The 19,138-nt window shown below is 39.4% G+C and carries 15 protein-coding genes; 3 read left to right on the top strand and 12 right to left on the bottom strand.

The features are described from left to right. Positions 1-62: 62 nt before the first annotated feature. On the bottom strand, positions 63-437 hold the full coding sequence (locus POF52_RS18870; RefSeq protein ID WP_087944205.1) for a response regulator: 375 nt from the start codon (positions 435-437) through the stop codon (positions 63-65). Between the two features lie 237 nt (positions 438-674). Here POF52_RS18870 and POF52_RS18865 point away from each other — a divergent pair, with 237 nt between their 5' ends. After that, on the top strand, positions 675-1,205 hold the full coding sequence (locus POF52_RS18865; protein ID WP_176585201.1) for a DUF2529 family protein: 531 nt from the start codon (positions 675-677) through the stop codon (positions 1,203-1,205). 39 nt (positions 1,206-1,244) lie between these two features. Here the strand turns inward: POF52_RS18865 and POF52_RS18860 are convergent, their stop codons facing one another. From POF52_RS18860 to POF52_RS18820, 9 genes are all read right to left on the bottom strand, one after another. Beyond that, on the bottom strand, positions 1,245-2,852 hold the full coding sequence (locus POF52_RS18860) for a CTP synthase (RefSeq protein WP_034648257.1): 1,608 nt from the start codon (positions 2,850-2,852) through the stop codon (positions 1,245-1,247). A gap of 320 nt (positions 2,853-3,172) precedes the next feature. Beyond that, complete coding sequence (gene rpoE, locus POF52_RS18855) at positions 3,173-3,709, bottom strand: DNA-directed RNA polymerase subunit delta (RefSeq protein WP_016765933.1); 537 nt, start codon at positions 3,707-3,709, stop codon at positions 3,173-3,175. A 350-nt stretch (positions 3,710-4,059) separates the two neighbouring features. Then, positions 4,060-7,302, bottom strand: coding sequence for a fused isobutyryl-CoA mutase/GTPase IcmF (icmF, locus tag POF52_RS18850; protein WP_271994069.1), 3,243 nt, complete (start codon positions 7,300-7,302; stop codon positions 4,060-4,062). Beyond that, positions 7,299-7,943 (bottom strand): TetR/AcrR family transcriptional regulator, encoded by a 645-nt coding sequence (locus POF52_RS18845; RefSeq protein WP_271994068.1) that lies wholly within the window; start codon positions 7,941-7,943, stop codon positions 7,299-7,301. Before POF52_RS18845 ends, icmF begins: the two co-directional genes overlap by 4 nt. A gap of 27 nt (positions 7,944-7,970) precedes the next feature. After that, positions 7,971-9,104, bottom strand: coding sequence for an acyl-CoA dehydrogenase (locus POF52_RS18840; protein WP_013059833.1), 1,134 nt, complete (start codon positions 9,102-9,104; stop codon positions 7,971-7,973). An 11-nt stretch (positions 9,105-9,115) separates the two neighbouring features. After that, a complete protein-coding gene (locus POF52_RS18835) occupies positions 9,116-10,243 on the bottom strand; it encodes an acyl-CoA dehydrogenase (protein ID WP_016765936.1) in 1,128 nt (375 codons plus the stop codon). Between the two features lie 12 nt (positions 10,244-10,255). Then, positions 10,256-11,110, bottom strand: a complete 855-nt coding sequence (locus POF52_RS18830) for a 3-hydroxybutyryl-CoA dehydrogenase (protein WP_016765937.1) — start codon at positions 11,108-11,110, stop codon at positions 10,256-10,258. Between the two features lie 15 nt (positions 11,111-11,125). Beyond that, positions 11,126-12,289, bottom strand: coding sequence for an acetyl-CoA C-acetyltransferase (locus POF52_RS18825; protein WP_271994063.1), 1,164 nt, complete (start codon positions 12,287-12,289; stop codon positions 11,126-11,128). Between the two features lie 104 nt (positions 12,290-12,393). Beyond that, positions 12,394-14,505, bottom strand: a complete 2,112-nt coding sequence (locus POF52_RS18820) for a (Fe-S)-binding protein (protein ID WP_271994061.1) — start codon at positions 14,503-14,505, stop codon at positions 12,394-12,396. 198 nt (positions 14,506-14,703) lie between these two features. Here POF52_RS18820 and cls point away from each other — a divergent pair, with 198 nt between their 5' ends. Both cls and uvsE read left to right on the top strand, forming a co-directional pair. Then, on the top strand, positions 14,704-15,897 hold the full coding sequence (gene cls, locus POF52_RS18815) for a cardiolipin synthase (RefSeq protein ID WP_013085490.1): 1,194 nt from the start codon (positions 14,704-14,706) through the stop codon (positions 15,895-15,897). Between the two features lie 24 nt (positions 15,898-15,921). Next, complete coding sequence (gene uvsE, locus POF52_RS18810; RefSeq protein WP_271994058.1) at positions 15,922-16,875, top strand: UV DNA damage repair endonuclease UvsE; 954 nt, start codon at positions 15,922-15,924, stop codon at positions 16,873-16,875. 31 nt (positions 16,876-16,906) lie between these two features. Here the strand turns inward: uvsE and argS are convergent, their stop codons facing one another. Then, positions 16,907-18,577, bottom strand: coding sequence for an arginine--tRNA ligase (gene argS, locus POF52_RS18805; RefSeq protein ID WP_176585192.1), 1,671 nt, complete (start codon positions 18,575-18,577; stop codon positions 16,907-16,909). Then, on the bottom strand, positions 18,574-19,014 hold the full coding sequence (locus POF52_RS18800) for a DUF1934 domain-containing protein (RefSeq protein ID WP_014457736.1): 441 nt from the start codon (positions 19,012-19,014) through the stop codon (positions 18,574-18,576). The genes argS and POF52_RS18800 overlap by 4 nt, the downstream gene beginning before the upstream one ends. Positions 19,015-19,138 lie beyond the last annotated feature (124 nt).

Raw genomic sequence — 19,138 nt, 5'->3', positions numbered from 1 at the left:
AAAACAGCAACATTTTTAGGCTGATATTCAAAATTTGTTAGGATGAAAACCCTACCAAAACCTTAATTCGACTTTACTGGTATATATTCCCTAACAACTTTTCGGATTTCATCAATATCAAACGGTTTTGCAAAGTGTGTTAATGCTCCTAAATCTTTTGCTTCTTGAATCATATCCAATTCACCATAAGCGGTCATAATAATGACTTTAATCGTTTCATCGTGCTGCTTTAACCTTTTTAAAATTTCAATTCCATCCATTCCTGGAATTTTCATATCTAATAAGACAAGATCCGGTGCTTGCTCTTTTGTAATATCAATCGCCTGGAAGCCATTCGCCGCTTGAAATGTCGTATAGCCTTCTTTTTGCAGCACTTCCGTTAATAAAATACGTATACCATACTGATCATCAACAATTAAAATTTTCTCTGCCAATATAATCCCACCTTTTATATTCCTCTTCTACAGACAAAACTAACATATGTATTTCGCCTTTAAAACAAAAATCCCTGCTTATTAGAGAAATTGTTACAAAACATAGCTTTTTTTGTCATCCATCCAACTTCATTGCACTTTACTTTCATTGTAGCTCATTTCAAGATAGAATACAGATAGCTTTTTTCGTTATAATGTGTAGATAGACGGCTTTAGCCGCTTAAATCGAAGGGAGATTCTATGCTTAAAATTTTCACAACTCAACTTTCAGGTTTTTTTAAACGAATTGAAGAACAAGAAGAATTCCAATTTGAAGATGCCGCGCGTATTTTAGCACAGGCCTCTGTCGGAGAAGGATTTATCTATATTTATGGTATAGAAGAAATGCACGCCATTACGCTTGAAGCACTAAGCAGTGCAGAACCTTTAAGTCAGGCAAAAGCTTTGCCTTTACATGAATTAGATCAGCTGACTAGCGTTGATCGCGTACTGCTTGTCTCTCGATTTTCAACAGATAATAAAGCAATGGAAATAGCTGAACGTTTAAAGAAACGGGATATTCCATTTGTTAGCATTGCGGCTGTTCCTAAAGAGATAGCCGAACCTTCTTTAACAGCACTCGCAGATGCTCATATTGATACAAAATTGTTAAAGCCGCTTATTCCTGGAGAAGACGGCTCAAGATTTGGTTTTCCAGCAATGATGGTCGCTTTATACGCGTACTACGGTTTAACTTTCACACTAAAAGAAATCGTAGAAGAATATGAATAAAAAACACGCTGTCTAAAGACAGCGTGTTTTTTATTTCACTTATTTGTTTTGGCCTGACTCCATTGATGCGCGAATAAATTCTCTGAACAATGGTTGCGGTCTTGTTGGACGAGAAGTAAACTCTGGGTGGAATTGTGAAGCCAAGAACCATGGGTGGTCTTTTAGCTCTACAATTTCAATTAAACGGCCGTCTGGGCTTGTACCAGAGAAGATAAAGCCTTTCTCTTCCATTTGTTGACGGTATTCGTTATTAAATTCATAACGGTGACGATGACGCTCATATACCACTTCATCTTGATATGCTTCATATGCAAGCGTATCTTCAGACAATTTACAAGGGTATAGTCCTAAACGCAATGTACCGCCTAGGTCCTCTACGTCTTTTTGTTCTGGTAATAAGTCAATAATTGGATAATTTGTTCCAGGTGCAATTTCCGCTGAATGTGCGCCTTCTAAGCCTAATACATTACGCGCAAACTCAACTGATGCCAGCTGCATACCTAAGCAAATACCTAAGAATGGAACCTTTTGCTCACGTGCATATTGTGTTGCTACAATTTTACCTTCAATTCCACGATCACCAAATCCACCTGGAACTAAGATACCATCTACATCACCAAGTAAATCTTGAACATTTTCTTTTGTTACAAATTCAGAATTTACCCACTTGATGTTTACATCTGCATCGAATGCATATCCAGCATGTTTCATTGCTTCCACGACAGAAATATAAGCATCTTGAAGCTCTACATACTTACCAACCAATGCGATTTTTGTCGTATTTGAAAGTCCTTTTACTTTCTCAACCAGTGCTTTCCACTCAGTCATTTCTGCTTCTTTGCAATCTAATTTCAAGTGATCGCATGTGATTTGATCTAGGTGCTGCTCTTGTAAAGATAGTGGAATTTCATATAATGTTTCAGCGTCTGCACACTCAATAACCGCTTTTGGATCAATGTCACAGAATAAAGCTAGCTTGTCTTTCATATCTTCAGAAATTGGCATTTCCGTACGAACAACGATAACATTTGGCTGAATACCTAAGCTACGTAATTCTTTTACACTATGCTGTGTTGGTTTTGTTTTCATTTCACCAGCAGCTTTTAAATATGGCACAAGTGTACAATGGATATACATAACATTGTCACGGCCAATATCACTTTTGATTTGACGAATAGCTTCTAGGAAAGGAAGTGATTCAATATCTCCTACCGTTCCGCCGATTTCAGTAATAACAACGTCCGCATTTGTTTCTTTACCTGCACGGAAAACGCGTTCTTTAATTTCATTTGTGATGTGCGGAATAACCTGAACTGTTCCGCCTAAATAATCACCGCGACGCTCTTTTTTCAATACTGTTGAATATACTTTACCTGTTGTTACGTTGCTGTAGCGATTTAAGTTGATATCGATAAAACGCTCATAGTGACCTAAGTCTAAGTCTGTTTCCGCGCCGTCATCCGTTACGAATACCTCACCGTGTTGGTATGGACTCATTGTTCCTGGGTCTACATTAATGTATGGATCAAACTTTTGAATCGTTACGTTCAACCCACGGTTTTTTAATAAACGGCCTAAAGAAGCTGCTGTAATCCCTTTTCCTAGAGATGATACAACACCGCCTGTTACGAAAATATACTTTGTCATCTATACTTCCCCCTCTAAATAATTTGAACTGTACAATATTAAAAGTTTTCACATAAACAATCACAATTCATTCATTGTGTATGCGAAATTATAAGAAACCTTATGAATGTGAAACGTTCAAGAACCAAAAGAAAGTTTCTATCAAGGATTTATAAGAACATATCGGGGTGTAAAACATGGATAGATAAAATAAAAAAATTGCTCCCAATACCAAAACTGGATTGGGAGCAATAGTCTATTTTAAATAAAAACTTTTTAAATGCTTGTTTAAAGAGCCCAAAAAAGATTCTACCTACTTCGCTTGAAAAAGTCAAGAAGGATTATTTTTCTTTGTCGTCCTCATAATCTTCTTCTTCATCTTCATCATCATCGTCTAGATCATCTTCTAAATCGTCAAAATCGTCTTCTGCAAGATCATCTTCATCTTCTTCTAGCTCGTCAATGTCCTCAAAATCTTCTTCTTCGTCTAAATCATCAACATCTTCATAATCCAAATCTTCTTCTAAATCATCAAAATCTTCAACTTCTTCAACAACAGCTTTTTTCGCTTTTTTCTTTTTAGGTTTTGCAACCGGAATAACTTCTTCTTCAGCTTGGTCAAAAGGATACCATCCACGAAGACCCCAGTGGTTGTCCCCTACTGTTAAAAAGCGACCATCAATATTAATATCTGTATAAAACTGAGCTAATCTCGTTTTTAATTCTTGATCTGACATTTCAGCTGCTGCTTTAATTTCAGCAATAATTTCTTGGAATGACATTGCTTGACGATCTGTTTTTTCTTCTAGAAGCGCATAAGCAATCTCAATCATCGACATTTCTTTTAAATCCGTTTTTGAGTACTGTGCTAAACTCAAATCTGGCACATCCTTTCTATGGCTATGTATATCGAAAATCTATTAAATCAATTCATCATATGTGTAAATGATGGAAACGAATAAATACATACCATTCATTATAAACAAATTCAATACATTTATGCTAGCCTCGTTTCTAAAATTCTCGAGAATTTCGCATAAAACAACGAAAAAATAGACATTTTATCACTATAATACATTCTACTTAATACGCCAACAGCATCCTTTAATCAAAAGGAATTCACCATCAGTTATTCTGACTCCGCTAGGGTTAGGTCTATAAAAGCCGAGATGACCCACAAACGGTCATCTCGGCTTTTAATATATCACTATATACTAACGATACATTATTACATATTCCGGCGATATTGCCCACCGCATTCATATAAAGCTCGCGTAATTTCTCCTAAGCTGGCTACTTTAACGGTCTCCATTAACTCTTTGAAAATGTTCTCTCCTTCTGTTGCAGCTTTCTTTAACCTTTTCAGCGCATCTTCTCTTTTTTCTTCATGCTGCTGTTGAAACTTCTGAAGCTGATTAATTTGATGATTTTTTTCTTCTTTTGATGCGCGGGCTAACTGCATGTCATCAACTGAGGAATTTTCCTCTTCATTTGGATTAATATACGTATTTACTCCTATAATAGGTAAATCTCCCGTATGTTTTTGCATCTCATATTCCATCGATTCATCTTGAATCTTACCTCGCTGATACTGCATTTCCATCGCACCTAAAACGCCGCCTCGATCATTTAAGCGTTGGAACTCAGCCAATACCGCTTCTTCTACCAAGTCTGTTAGTTCATCAATAATAAAAGAGCCCTGTAGTGGATTTTCATTTTTAGTTAATCCATGCTCTTTTGTAATGATTAATTGAATGGCCATCGCTCTTCGTACAGATTCCTCTGTCGGCGTTGTAATTGCTTCATCATACGCATTGGTATGAAGAGAGTTGCAGTTGTCATGAAGGGCCATTAAGGCTTGCAGCGTCGTACGTATATCATTAAAGTTAATTTCCTGTGCATGAAGCGATCGGCCGGATGTTTGAATATGATACTTAAGCTTTTGACTGCGTTCATTCGCGCCGTATTTATCACGCATCACAATTGCCCAGATTCTTCTCGCTACACGTCCAATAACTGTGTATTCAGGATCAAGTCCATTACTAAAGAAAAACGATAAATTAGGAGCAAAATCATCAATGTGCATGCCTCGACTCAAGTAATATTCCACGTACGTAAAGCCGTTGGCCAATGTAAAAGCTAGCTGAGAAATCGGGTTAGCCCCTGCTTCAGCTATATGATAGCCTGAAATAGAAACAGAATAATAGTTGCGCACTTTCTCGTCAATAAAGTACTGCTGAATATCTCCCATCATTTTCAATGCAAATTCCGTGGAAAAAATACACGTATTTTGCCCTTGATCTTCTTTTAAAATATCCGCTTGAACGGTTCCTCTCACTTGTTTCAACGTACTCGATTTTACGTCCTCGTATTCCTCTTCTGTTAAAGGACGCTTCAGCTCCTCTTCCTTCTTCTCCACCTGCTGACAGATAGCTGTATTCATAAACATAGCTAGTAATATTGGAGCCGGCCCATTGATCGTCATCGAAACGGAAGTCGACGGATGGCAAAGATCAAATCCCTTATACAAGAGTTTCATATCATCAAGCGTACAGACATTTACGCCGCTTTCGCCAATTTTCCCGAAGATATCCGGCCTTGGATCCGGATTTTCTCCATAAAGCGTTACAGAATCAAACGCTGTACTTAAACGCTTAGCCTCATCATCTTTTGACAAATAGTGAAAGCGGCGATTCGTTCGTTCTGGTGTTCCTTCGCCTGCGAATTGGCGCTTAGGATCTTCTCCTTTTCGTTTAAACGGAAAAACACCTGCTGTATAAGGAAAAGCACCTGGCACATTTTCTTTATAAAGAAAACGAAGAACTTCCCCGTATTCTTCAACTTTTGGAAGGGCCACGCGCGGAATACGCAGTCCGGATAGGGTATCAACTTGCAGAGAGGTTTTAATTTCTTTATTTCTTATCTTTGTAATAAGTTCTTCTTGCCGATACTGACTTTTTAATTTAGGCCAGTTTTCCAGCTTTTCAATCGATTCAGCCGTTAGCTGTTTTTGATATTTCTCCTTTAGCTGAGTGAGCTCTTGCTTGGCCGTTTCTGTTTCCACTTCTTCCAAAGCACCCTCTAGCTGATAAAATTTACGCGCTGTTTGCACTTGAACATCCGTATTGCGGTGATAAGAGCGAACGCTGTTTACAATCTCCTGTAAATATTGCTGTTGATCATTAGGAATGATGGTATATTTCTTTTCACTTACGCGCTCTGATGATTTTTCTACGTGCCAAGACGTACGGCATGTTTGATGCAGATGATTTACAAGATCTTCAAATAAAATATTTGTTCCCCCGTCGTTGAACTGACTCGCAATTGTTCCGTAAATTGGCATCGTAGAGAGATTATTTTCAAACAGCTGATGATTACGCTGATATTGACGCTGCACTTGTTTTTTTGCGTCTTCGGAACCTTTTTTTTCAAATTTATTGATTACAATAAAGTCTGCGTAATCAATCATTTCAATCTTTTCTAACTGCGACGGCGCGCCAAATTCGCTTGTCATTACATACAGAGAGACGTTTGCAATATCTTTGACTTGAGCATCAGCTTGCCCGATGCCGCTTGTTTCGACAATGATAATGTCGAAACCCGCTTTTTTCACGACGGCAATTCCATCTCGAATGGCCGCCGATAGCTCATGTCCAGATGAGCGCGTGGCCAAACTTCTCATATACACACGAGGAGACGCTGCGATGTTCATGCGAATCCGATCCCCAAGAAGCGCTCCTCCGGTTTTTTGTTTAGTTGGATCGACGGATAAGACAGCTACATGAATATCTGGAATATGTTCAATAAACCTTCTTACTAATTCATCCGTAAGTGAACTTTTCCCCGCTCCACCCGTTCCTGTGATTCCAATAACCGGTATTTTTTGATCCGTCTCGCTTTCGATTACACTTCCTCGGATTTCTTCAAGAGCGGCTGCATGCTCTTTTGTGTATTCATAGGCTTCATTTTCAGCGCATGTAATAAGCTGGGCAATTAAACGGTTATTAGCCGGCGTTAAGGTTCGATCCTTCGGCAGTGCAGGGGGATTTGTGTAATAACAATCATCGATCATGAATTGAATCATGCCTTCTAACCCCATTTTTCGTCCATCTTCCGGAGAAAAGATTTTAGAAATGCCGTAATCATGAAGCTCTTGAATCTCACTCGGAATAATGACCCCTCCTCCTCCTCCATAAATTTTAATATGAGAAGCCTGTTGTTCTTGGAGTAAATCATACATATACTTAAAATATTCTACGTGGCCGCCTTGATAAGAAGAAATAGCAATCCCCTGAACATCCTCTTGTATGGAAGCGTTAACAATTTCTTCAACAGATCGGTTATGCCCCAGGTGAATGACTTCTACCCCCTTGGCTTGAAGAATTCGTCTCATAATATTAATGGACGCGTCGTGGCCGTCAAACAGGCTAGAAGCGGTTAAAAAACGAAGCGGTCTTTTGCTTGTATTCAAACTGTCTCCCCCTCACACAGTTGTTGAAATGAAAAATTTTTAAGTAAAAAATCTAACTGCATATTTGTATATTCTTCTAATGAATAATGCTTTTGCAGCCACCATCTGCGAAATGCCCACATCTGACCTTGAACAAATAAATGATGAGCAAACAGCGAAATTTCTTTATCCGTAAGTGCAAATTGATTGTTATCTACGCAGCCTTCGATAATAACCTTAAACATTTCAACCATATCCAGCTCTTTTTTTAATACATATGGAAGCGCATCTTTAGACAGCGATTTCGCTTCTTGGTACATGACTAATACTTCATCTTGAAGCTCATCCACAACTTTAAAATAGTGCTGAATCGCTTGTTGAAGCTCAGAGATTGTATAACGATCCACTACCATCTCTTCTAATCGCTCTCTCACTTCATCATAAATATTGTCACATACAAGATATAAAACATCTTCTTTAGACTGAATATATTCGTAAAGCGTACCAATGCTAAACCCAGCGGCTTTGGCAATCTCCCTTGTTGTTGTTCGGTGAAAACCTTTTTCCTTAAATAGCGTGACGGCCCCTTTAATCATTTGATTACGACGCTCTACAATCAGCTTTTCATCTTTAATGGATGTGAGAACTTCTCTCTTTTTCATTTTTTCACCTCTCCTACAACAAGTGTTTTATTTAGCAAGATACCTAGAAATGACGAGACGCTGAATTTCTTGTGTGCCTTCATAAATTTGCGTGATTTTTGCATCTCTCATAAAACGTTCTACTGGATAATCTTTTGTATAACCGTATCCTCCAAATACTTGAACAGCTTCTGTCGTTACTTTCATTGCTGTATCCCCGGCATATAATTTTGACATGGCTGATTCTTTGCCATATGGCAGCCCTTGAGACTCCAGCCAAGCAGCTTGATAGGTTAACAGTCTTGCAGCTTCTATACTCGTGGCCATGTCAGCTAGCTTAAAAGCAATTCCTTGCTGAGAAATAATTGGCTTACCAAATTGCTGACGTTCCTTGGCATAAGCTACGGCCGCATCTAATGCCCCTTGAGCAATTCCTACAGCCTGCGCTGCAATGCCATTTCGGCCGCCATCTAGTGTCATCATCGCAACTTTAAATCCTTCTCCTTCATTTCCCAGCAAATTTTCTTTTGGAACACGGCAGTCCTCGAAAATAATTTCTGTGGTAGGTGAAGAGCGAATGCCCAGTTTCTTTTCTTTTTTACCAACTGAAAATCCCGGCATATCTTTTTCAATAATAAAAGCGCTCGTGCGTTTTTCATTGGGGTCGATGCGAGCAAATACGACGTAAATATCCGCTTCGCCGCCGTTTGTAATAAAGATTTTAGAACCATTTAAAATATAATCTTCTCCGTCCTTTACAGCGAGCGTTCTCATTCCTCCTGCGTCTGATCCAGCACTCGGTTCGGTTAATCCATAAGCACCTATTTTCTCACCCGTTGCCATAGGTTTCAGGTATTTTTGTTTTTGTTCTTCTGTTCCGAATGTATAGATTGGCCAGCCGGCTAGAGAAGTATGAGCCGACAAAGTAACGCCTGTCGATGCACATACTCTAGACAGTTCCTCAACGGCAATGCAATATGCTAGATAGTCACTGCCAATTCCTCCGTATTGCTCCGGCCATGGAATACCTGTTAATCCTAGATCAGCCATTTGCGTAAAGATTCCTCTGTCAAAACGTTCTTCTTCATCTCGTTGTGCAGCTGTCGGAGCCACTTCGTTTTTGGCAAAGTCCCGCACCATTTTTCGAATCATTTCGTGTTCCTCTGAAAGTTTAAAAAACATGATTATTCCCCCTATAATTGACTGCTAATGACGATGCGCTGAATTTCGCTTGTACCTTCGTAGATTTCGCATACTTTGGCATCGCGAAAATACCTCTCTACTGGATAATCTTTCATATAACCATAGCCTCCCAAAACTTGAATCGCATCGATTGCTACATTCATCGCTGTTTGGGAAGCAAACAATTTCGCCATTGAGGCTTCTTTTTTACAAGGAAGTTTTTGATCATATAAAAAAGCCGCTCTATACATTAAAAGCTTCGCTGATTCAACAGCCGTTTCCATATCAGCCAGCTTAAAGGCAATACCCTGCTGAGATAAAATCGGTTTTCCGAATTGATATCGTTCATTTGCATAGTTTTTAGCTGCCGTTAACGCACCTTCAGCAATTCCTACCGCCTGAGCAGCAATACCAATTCTTCCGGCATTTAAATTAGCCATCGCAATTCGAAAGCCTTCACCTTCTTCTCCGAGACGATTTTCTACAGGCACCTGCATATTTTCAAAGTGCAGTTGAACCGTTCGAGAACCGTGAAGACCCATCTTATGTTCATCTTTTCCTACTGAAAATCCCTCCATCGTCTTTTCAACGATAAAAGCGCTCATCCCTCTCGACCCGCGTTCGGGGTTCGTTTTAGCAAATACAATATACGTATCCGCTTCTCCACCGTTTGTAATGAAAAGCTTTGAGCCATTTAAAAGATAGTGGTCTCCTTTTCGTTCTGCCTTTGTTTTTAAGCTTGCAGCATCAGACCCTGCACTAGGTTCTGTTAAACAAAAAGCACCTAAATATTTACCTGTCGCTAGTTTTTTTACATATTTTTGTTTTTGATCTTCCGTCCCAAATACGACAATAGGATTCGTACCTACAGAAGTATGAACAGACAAAATGACGCCGAGGGCTGGACTTACTTTTGATATTTCGTGGATGGCAATCATGTACGACACAAAGTCCAGTCCGCCCCCTCCGTATACTTGAGGAACGGGAATGCCCATCAGGCCCAGATCAGCCATCTGCTTTAATAAACCTCGAGGAAATTCACCCTTTTCCATGTTTGGCACAGCCGCAGCGACTTCTTTTTCACTAAAATCAGCTACCATCTTTTTAATCATGTGTTGTTCAGACGTAAAAAAGATCATTTCGCCACTCCTTTATGTTTCGTACGTAAAAAATCCTTTTCCTGTTTTTCGACCAAGCCACCCTGCCTTTACATATTTCCTAAGCAATGGACAAGGCCGATATTTGTCATCACCAAATCCTTTATGAAGCGTTTCCATAATAAACAAACATGTATCGAGGCCGATGAAATCTGCTAATGTCAAAGGTCCCATTGGATGGTTCATTCCTAGTTTCATCACTTGATCAATATCCTCTTCGTTTGCTACACCTTCATAGAGCGTAAACACAGCTTCGTTAATCATTGGCATTAAAATTCGATTTGAAACAAACCCTGGAAAATCATGAACTTCCACCGGGGTTTTATTTAATTTTTTCGTTGTTTCATAGACTGCTTGATACACTTCATCGGTAGTAGCCAGCCCTCTAATAATTTCAACGAGTTTCATCACCGGAACAGGATTCATAAAGTGCATGCCAATTACTTTTTCAGGTCGAGTGGTCACAGCTGCAATTTCAGTAATAGGAAGCGAAGACGTGTTGGTTGCTAAAACAGTATGATTCGGGGCTAACGAATCCAACTCCGCAAAAATGGCTTGCTTGACTTCCATCTTTTCCACAACCGCTTCGACAATTAAATCTGCTTTTTGTGCTGCTGTTATTTCGTTTGCCAGGTGAAGGCGCTCCATAATTTCTTCATATTCCTTAGCTGAGAGAGAACCTTTTCCCACCTGCTTTTTCAGACGTTTATCAATACCTTCTATTCCTTTTTGTGTATTTTTTTGATCAACGTCATACAAAGAAACTTGATATCCGCTCGCAGCAAATACTTGCGCAATGCCTGCTCCCATCTGACCTGCTCCAATAACCATAACTGTTTCAATATTCAAGTTGGTATCCCCCTTTTATACTTCTACCATGATGGCATCACCTTGGCCGCCGCCGCTGCAAATAGAAGCAATGCCTAGTCCGCCGCCTCGTCGTCTTAATTCATGAATGAGCGTTACAACAATACGGGCGCCGCTTGCTCCAATCGGATGTCCAAGTGCTACAGCCCCGCCGTTGACATTTACTTTTTCAGCCGGAAGCCCTGCAATTTCCATACTCATCAACGCTACTGCTGAAAAAGCTTCATTGATTTCAAACAGCGCAATATCGTCTACTGTCTTATTTGTTTTTTGCAATAGCTTGTTAATAGCAAACCCAGGCGTTTTCGGAAATTCCCTTGGCTCCATCGCAAGAGAAGTATGGTTTACAATCGTAGCCAACGGCTCATAGCCATTTGCTTTTGCCACTTCTTCATCCATTAGCATGAGCGCAGCTGCTCCGTCATTCACGCTAGGTGCATTTCCTGCTGTAATGGTTCCGCTGTGACCAAATACAGGCCGAAGAGAAGAAAGTTTTTCTAACGACGTGTCTTTTCTTGGTCCTTCATCTTTTTGAACCGTTATCGTTCCTTTTTTAGACGGAATATCAACTGAAATTCTTTCTGCGGTCCATCTCCCTTTCTCTTCTGACTCTACTGCTAATTGATGACTGCGAAGGGCCCATTCATCCTGCTTTTCTCGGGAAATATCCATTTCAGAAGCTATTTCATTTCCATACGTACCCATTTGAACCCCTGTAAAGCTGCATGTCAAACCGTCATGAACCATCAAATCCGTCACAATGCTATCTCCCATACGGAACCCCCATCTTGCTTTTGGAAGAAGGTACGGTGCATTACTCATCGATTCCATTCCACCTGCAATGATTGTTTTTGCTTCTCCTAATCGAATCAGCTGGTCAGCAGTTGTAATACTGCGCATGCCTGATGCACAAACTTTATTAATGGTTTCCGTCTCTACTTGCCACGGTAAACCTGCATAATGCATGGCTTGCCTAGAAGGCAGCTGTCCTTGGCCCCCTTGCAGCACGCATCCCATAATAACGGAATCAATTTCTGTACGTCCCTTTGACGCTGCTTGAATCGCTTTCCCGCCTAGCTCTGCCGCTTTTAGTCCACTTACGATGCCACCTAATTTTCCAAAAGGTGTTCGAACTGCACTCACAATAACTGTTTTCCCCACTATTGTTTCCTCCTCTTTTTCCTAATCTTTGGCCTTGCCGATTGAACGCTTGCTCAATTCCCTTTCTGTAAAAAGTAGAGATGAAGACCATCTCTACTTCTCCTTTATGAAACCTGTTCTTGCACGTCGCCATAAATTGACTTTTCAAGCAGTTCTGCTACGTCATACGTATGAACCTTTTCTTCTACTTCTTTTGCTTTTGTTCCGTCACTTAGCATCGTTAAGCAGTACGGGCAACCTGAACTGATAATGCTTGGGTTAACGGCTAAGGCTTGTTCCGTGCGCGCTACATTAATGCGCTGGCCGGTCGTTTCTTCCGTCCACATTAACCCTCCTCCTGCTCCACAGCACATGCCATTTTCACGGTTGCGATCCATTTCAATCAAACTAACACCTGGAATCGCTTTCAAAACTTCTCTTGGTGCACTGTATACTTCGTTATATCTTCCTAAATAACAGGAATCATGGAAGGTGATTTTTTCATTAACCGCGTGTTTTGGTGACAGCTTACCTTCTTTCACCAACATAGCTAGTAATTCTGTGTGATGATACACTTCTCCTTCAAAACCGAAATCTGGATATTCATTTTTAAAAATATTGTAAGCATGTGGATCAATCGTAACAATTTTTTTGATTTCATTTTTTTCAAATTCAGCGATATTTTTAGAAGCTAACTCTTGGAATAAAAATTCATTGCCCAACCTGCGCGGCGTGTCACCAGAATTTTTTTCTTTATTTCCTAAAATCGCAAATGAAACACCCGCTTCATTGAGAAGCTTTGCAAACGATAGAGCGATTTTTTGGCTGCGGTTATCATAAGATCCCATCGAACCTACCCAGAACAAATACTCAAACGTTTCACCAGCTTTACTTACTTCTTTAACAGTCGGAATGTGAACATCTTCTCTTACATGCCGCCATTCTTCACGCTCTTTTCGGTTTAATCCCCAAGGGTTTCCTTGACGTTCAATATTCGTCATGGCACGCTGAGCATCCGCGTCCATCTTTCCTTCAGTTAATACTAAAAAACGTCGTAAATCTATGATTTTATCTACATGCTCGTTCATTACGGGACATTGATCTTCACAGTTTCGGCACGTTGTACATGCCCAAATTTCTTCTTCCGTAATGACATCTCCGATTAAAGCGGGATTATATTCCGCTGTTGCTGCAGCCTCTGCTCCGCCTTGACCGGCCGCCATCATCGCCAGCTGATTTCCTTTTGTTTTGGAGAATGCATACGTAGGAACCCAAGGTGCCTTGGATGTCACAACCGCTCCTTTTTCTGTTAAGTGATCGCGCATCTTTAAAATTAAATCCATTGGAGATAAAATTTTCCCTGTACCCGTTGCCGGACACATATTCGTACATCGACCGCATTCCACACAGGCATATAAATCAATAAGCTGATGCTGCGTGAATTCTTCAATCTTTCCAACCCCAAACGTCTCCTGGGTCTCGTCTTCAAAATCAATCTTTTCAAGCTTACCTGGCTTAGAAACACGGTTAAAAAATACATTAGCCGGTCCAGCCAGTAAATGAGCATGTTTTGATTGAGGAACATATACTAAAAACGTCAATAACACGGCTAAGTGAATCCACCATGAAACATAAAAAATGGAGATAGCGGCAATATCATTGATTCCCTTAAACAAGATCGCAATCGATGACGCAATCGGTTCTGTCCATGACGGTTCATGATTATGCCAGATGATTGACATACCGTTTCCGACAAGCACTGACAGCATAAGTGCTCCAATAAAAATCAGTACTAACCCAGATTTAAACCCTCTTTTTAAACGCACAAGCTTTTCTACGTAGCGACGGTGAAAAGCCCAGACAACTGCTACTAAAATCAAAAACGTCACAATTTCTTGAAAAAATGTAAAACCGGGATATAAAGGTCCAAGCGGCAAATGTTTACCTGGAAGCAAACCTTTTATAATGAAGTCTAACGCGCCGAACTGAACTAAAATAAACCCATAAAAAAACATGACGTGCATAATTCCACTTTTTTTATCTTTTAACAGCTTCTTTTGTCCAAACACGTTCACCCAAATTTTTTGCAGTCTTTCTTTTAACCGCTGATCAAATTCAACTTTTTTCCCTAATTGAATATACTCAATGCGTGTGCGAATTAAATATACAAACAAAGAAGCAGCGTAAGCGGTTACAATAATAAAAAAGAGAAAATTCACCCACAGCAACCCTGTCATCTCGTCCCCTCCTTGAATAGTTTGTTACCTTTCTTTCCTCCTGACGACTAAATTTTCTGATAATATATCTGTTTTCATTGTATATAATGAATGAGCATTCAGTCAATATCTTTTCGTTCTTTTGTTCATATTCTATTTAAACAAGGTGACACTAAGAACAACATAAAATGTATTTACATCGGGAAAAGAGGTGACATGATGAGCGGCATGGTTGTAATTTTACTTTTTATTATTTTTATTGCTTGGCTTGCAATTGACCTTGGCGTTGGAAAGAAAGTATTTTCTCAGGCTGAAAATACATTTCCAAAGCGCCGTGCTTCTCTTTTTTTGTTCGCAGACGGGAATGTCTTGTATAAAGATCTATTTCACGAAATAGAAAATGCCTCTTCGTTTATCCATTTATCGTTTTACATCGTACAAAATGATGAAATTAGTCAAGATTTTTTAGATTTACTAGTCCAAAAAGCACAGCAAAATATTGAAGTCCGGTTATTGGTAGACCGTGTGGGAAGCTATAAAATCAAGAAAAACAAAATTGCATTCTTAAAGAAACAAGGTGTTCATTTTGCTTACAGTCGAACGCTACGGTGGCCTTATTTGTTTTATACACTCAACGCACGCAATCACCGTAAAATGGCCGTTATTGATGGGAAAGTTGGCTACATTGGCGGTTTTAATATCGGAAGAGAATATTTAGGACTTGACGCCAAGCTTGGGGTGTGGAAAGATTACCACCTGCGTATGGAAGGTGAAGGTATCCAAGATCTTCAAATGCAGCTGTTGAGCGACTGGTATGCTGCTACCGGCATAGACCTGCGTAAAGTGGAAAGATACTTTCCACCAACCTCTGAAGGAGACTATGTTATTCAGCTACAGTCAACTGAAGGTTTTTCACTTGAAGAAAGCTTTTTATCGATTATCAACCAAGCCAATAGGGAATTGTACATAGGTACTCCTTATTTTATTCCAAGTGAACCTTTGATGAATGCTTTATTGCAAGCTCGTGCACGGGGAGTACAAGTTCATATATTGATTCCAATGCGTGCAGATCAACCGCTTGTTCATCATGCTGCATTTGCCTATCTTCCTACATTACTTCAAGCAGGCTGCATGATTTATCAATATTATTACGGTTTTTACCACGCAAAAGTATTAATTGCAGACAATGTTATCTGCGATGTAGGAACGGCTAATTTTGATAAAAGAAGCTTGTTTTTAAACGCTGAAATTAACTGTTTAATCTACGATGCCACATACATTGAAGAGGTAAAGAACAGCTTTAAAGCTTGTATGGGGGAATGCCCAGTTTTGTCTTTAGAAGACGTCAAAAACCGAAAATGGAGTGAAAAACTAAAGCAAGGATTTGCAACCTTTATTTCTCCGTTACTTTAATGAACGAAAAGAGGAAAATTTATAATGAAAATTAGATTTGGCTATGTATCACATGCCCTGTCGCTTTGGGACTGCTCACCTGCGAAGACTCTCACGTTTACTAGATGGGGGAAAATGAAAAAAGATGAGAGGCTGGATAAGCTTCATTACGTCACAAAACAAAATTTGAATCATACTAAGCGCGCTTTACATTTTAATATTGCCCATGAAATTATGCTGTATCGATTATCATCTTCTCTTGTCCCTTTAGCTACTCATCCTGAAGTAGATTGGAATTACATTGATGCGTTCCAAGACGATTGGTCAGAGATAGGAGAATTGATTCGGAATCATCAGCTGCGCGTGAGTTTTCATCCCAATCAGTTCACATTATTTACAAGCGACAAAAAACATATTACAGAAAATGCGGTAAAAGATATGGATTATCACTATAGAATGCTTGAAGCGATGGGAGTAGCCGATCAAGCTCTTATTAATATTCATGTAGGAGGAGCCTATGGCAATAAAGAAAAGGCGATCGGTCGATTTCATGAAAACATTCAAACGCTGCCACCTGTCATTAAAAAGCGCATGACTCTTGAAAATGATGATAAAACATACACAACTGAAGAAACATTAGCTGTATGCGAAAAAGAGAAAGTCCCTCTCCTCTTTGATTATCACCACCACAAAGCAAATGAAGGAGAAGAACTTCTTGCATTATTGCTCCCTCGTATCTTTGACACGTGGAAACATATCGGGTTAAAACCAAAAGTACATATCTCTTCTCCTAAATCTGAAAAAGAATTCAGAAGTCACTCTGATTATGTCTCAACTGATTTTATCGCACCTTTTTTGCAAATAGCTAAAGATATTGGAAAAGATTTTGACGTAATGATTGAAGCAAAGTTAAAAGATAAAGCGCTGCTAAAATTAGTGGAAGATTTAGCATCAATGAGAGGGGTAAAGCGTACGGGAGGTGCCACGCTTGCTTTTTAAATTTAAAAAGAGCCAAGAGGCTCTTTTTTTGTTACATTTTTTCGGGTGCTGAAACACCAATTAGTTTTAAGGAGTTTTGAAGCGTTACTTGAACAGCTTTCACTAGTTCAATACGCGCTTTACTTGTTTCTACATTATCGCTGTCTAATACTTTTTCTGCATTATAGAAGCTATGGAACGTAGAAGCAAGATCAAATACATAGTTTGTAATGCGGTGCGGAATACGTTTTGTTGCTGCTTCCGCTACGGCCTGAGGGAACTCTCCGATTTTCTTCAGCAGTTCCGTTTCTTTTTCTGCACTAATTAATGAAAGGTCAGCGTCAGATGTTGATTGAATCCCCATCTCTTCACCTTGACGAAGAATACTGCAAATACGGGCATGAGCATACTGCGCGTAGTATACAGGGTTTTCATTAGATTGAGAAACAGCTAAATCTAAATCAAAGTCTAAATGTGTATCTGCACTTCTCATCGCAAAGAAGTAGCGAGTTGCATCAAGGCCTACCTCTTCTACTAGATCACGCATTGTTACTGCTTTACCTGTACGTTTGCTCATCTTCATTTTTTCGCCATTTTGATACAGTTGAACCATTTGAATGATTTCTACTTCAAGCGTATCTTTTTCATAACCAAGCGCTTGAATCGCCGCTTTCATACGAGGAATATATCCATGGTGGTCGGCTCCCCAAATGTTAATTAGCTTATCAAATCCGCGTTGAATTTTGTCTTGGTGATACGCAATATCTGGTGTTAAGTACGTAAATGAACCGTCATTTTTAATTAACACACGGTCTTTATCATCACCAAATGTCGTAGAACGGAACCACGTAGCACCTTCTTCTTCATATACATGGCCTTGTTTTTTCAGCGTTTCAAGTGCAACTGATATTTTATCATTTTTATAAAGAGACGTTTCAGAATACCATACGTCAAATTTCACACGGAACTGTTCAAGATCACGCTTTAATTTAGCTAACTCATAATCTAACCCGTATTGACGGAAGAATTCAAATCGCTCTTCTTCAGAGGCATTTACATACTTGTCTCCGTGCTCTTTTGCTAGCTCTTTTCCGATGTTTATAATGTCAGCACCATGATAGCCGTCTGCAGGCATTCCTTTCTCTAAACCAAGAGCCTGCATGTAGCGTGCTTCTACTGAATAAGCCAGGTTATTAATTTGGTTACCAGCATCATTAATATAGTATTCACGTGACACATCGTAACCTGCTTTTTCAAGAACATTACATAATGAGTCTCCAACTGCAGCACCGCGGGCATGTCCTAAATGTAAATCCCCTGTCGGATTAGCTGAAACAAACTCAACTTGTACTTTTTGTCCGTTCCCTACGTTTGTTTGACCGTACGCTTCACCAGCTTTTACAATCGTTGGGATAAGCTCTGTTAAATAAGAGTTATTCATATAAAAGTTGATGAATCCAGGGCCTGCAATGTCAATTTTCTCGATAGATGCTTTTGATTTATCGAAGTTTGCTACAAGCTCTTCAGCGATAACACGCGGTGCTTTTTTTGCAATACGAGCTAGCTGCATAGCCATATTGGTAGAATAATCACCATGTGTTTTATCTTTTGGGGTTTCTAATAGAACTTCTGGAAGTTCTGCTTTTTCAGCAAGTCCTGCTTTGACCACAGCATCTTGAATTTCAGCTTTTAATTTTTGCTGCACTTGTTCGACGATGTTCATTTTTTCTCCTCCTTGAATGTAATGGTTAGCGCATATTTCCCGGTAGGCTGACCCTGTACTTCTAGATCATACGTTAAAAATAATCGACCCTTTTGAGTCATTTGTTTATATTCAATGTTATGAGCGAATGTCAGTAAATCCATACGTCCATAAGGGCTTATATAAGTTCCTTCGATCTGTACCTTTTTACGAAACGATTGCTTCATTTGAACAGCACCGGTTCGATTAATTGATACTTCATCTTCGCTAATTTTCACCATTGTTCTAATATCTCCGATTTCCTCTTGGCGCTCTGTGTATGTAAGATAAATTTTCGATCCTTTTTCATAATACATACCTTTTGCATTTACCGATGTTGTCTCTTTTCGGTGACCATCGCGGATATCCGTCACAATTTTAACTTCAATGGGTTTCTTGACTTCTGAAGCGTTACTCACAAAAGACACTTCCTTATTAAAATGAATACGTTATAACTTAAATAGTATAAACATTCTAAAGAAAGAATTCAATAATACTTCAAAGGAAATATGATAGATACGCCGAGAATTCACCTTTTTACAG

This window comes from Priestia sp. AB (assembly GCF_028369225.1).
Taxonomy (GTDB): domain Bacteria; phylum Bacillota; class Bacilli; order Bacillales; family Bacillaceae_H; genus Priestia; species Priestia megaterium.
The sequence above is the reverse complement of the archived record's forward strand: the minus strand, read 5'-3'. Positions and strand labels throughout refer to the sequence as shown.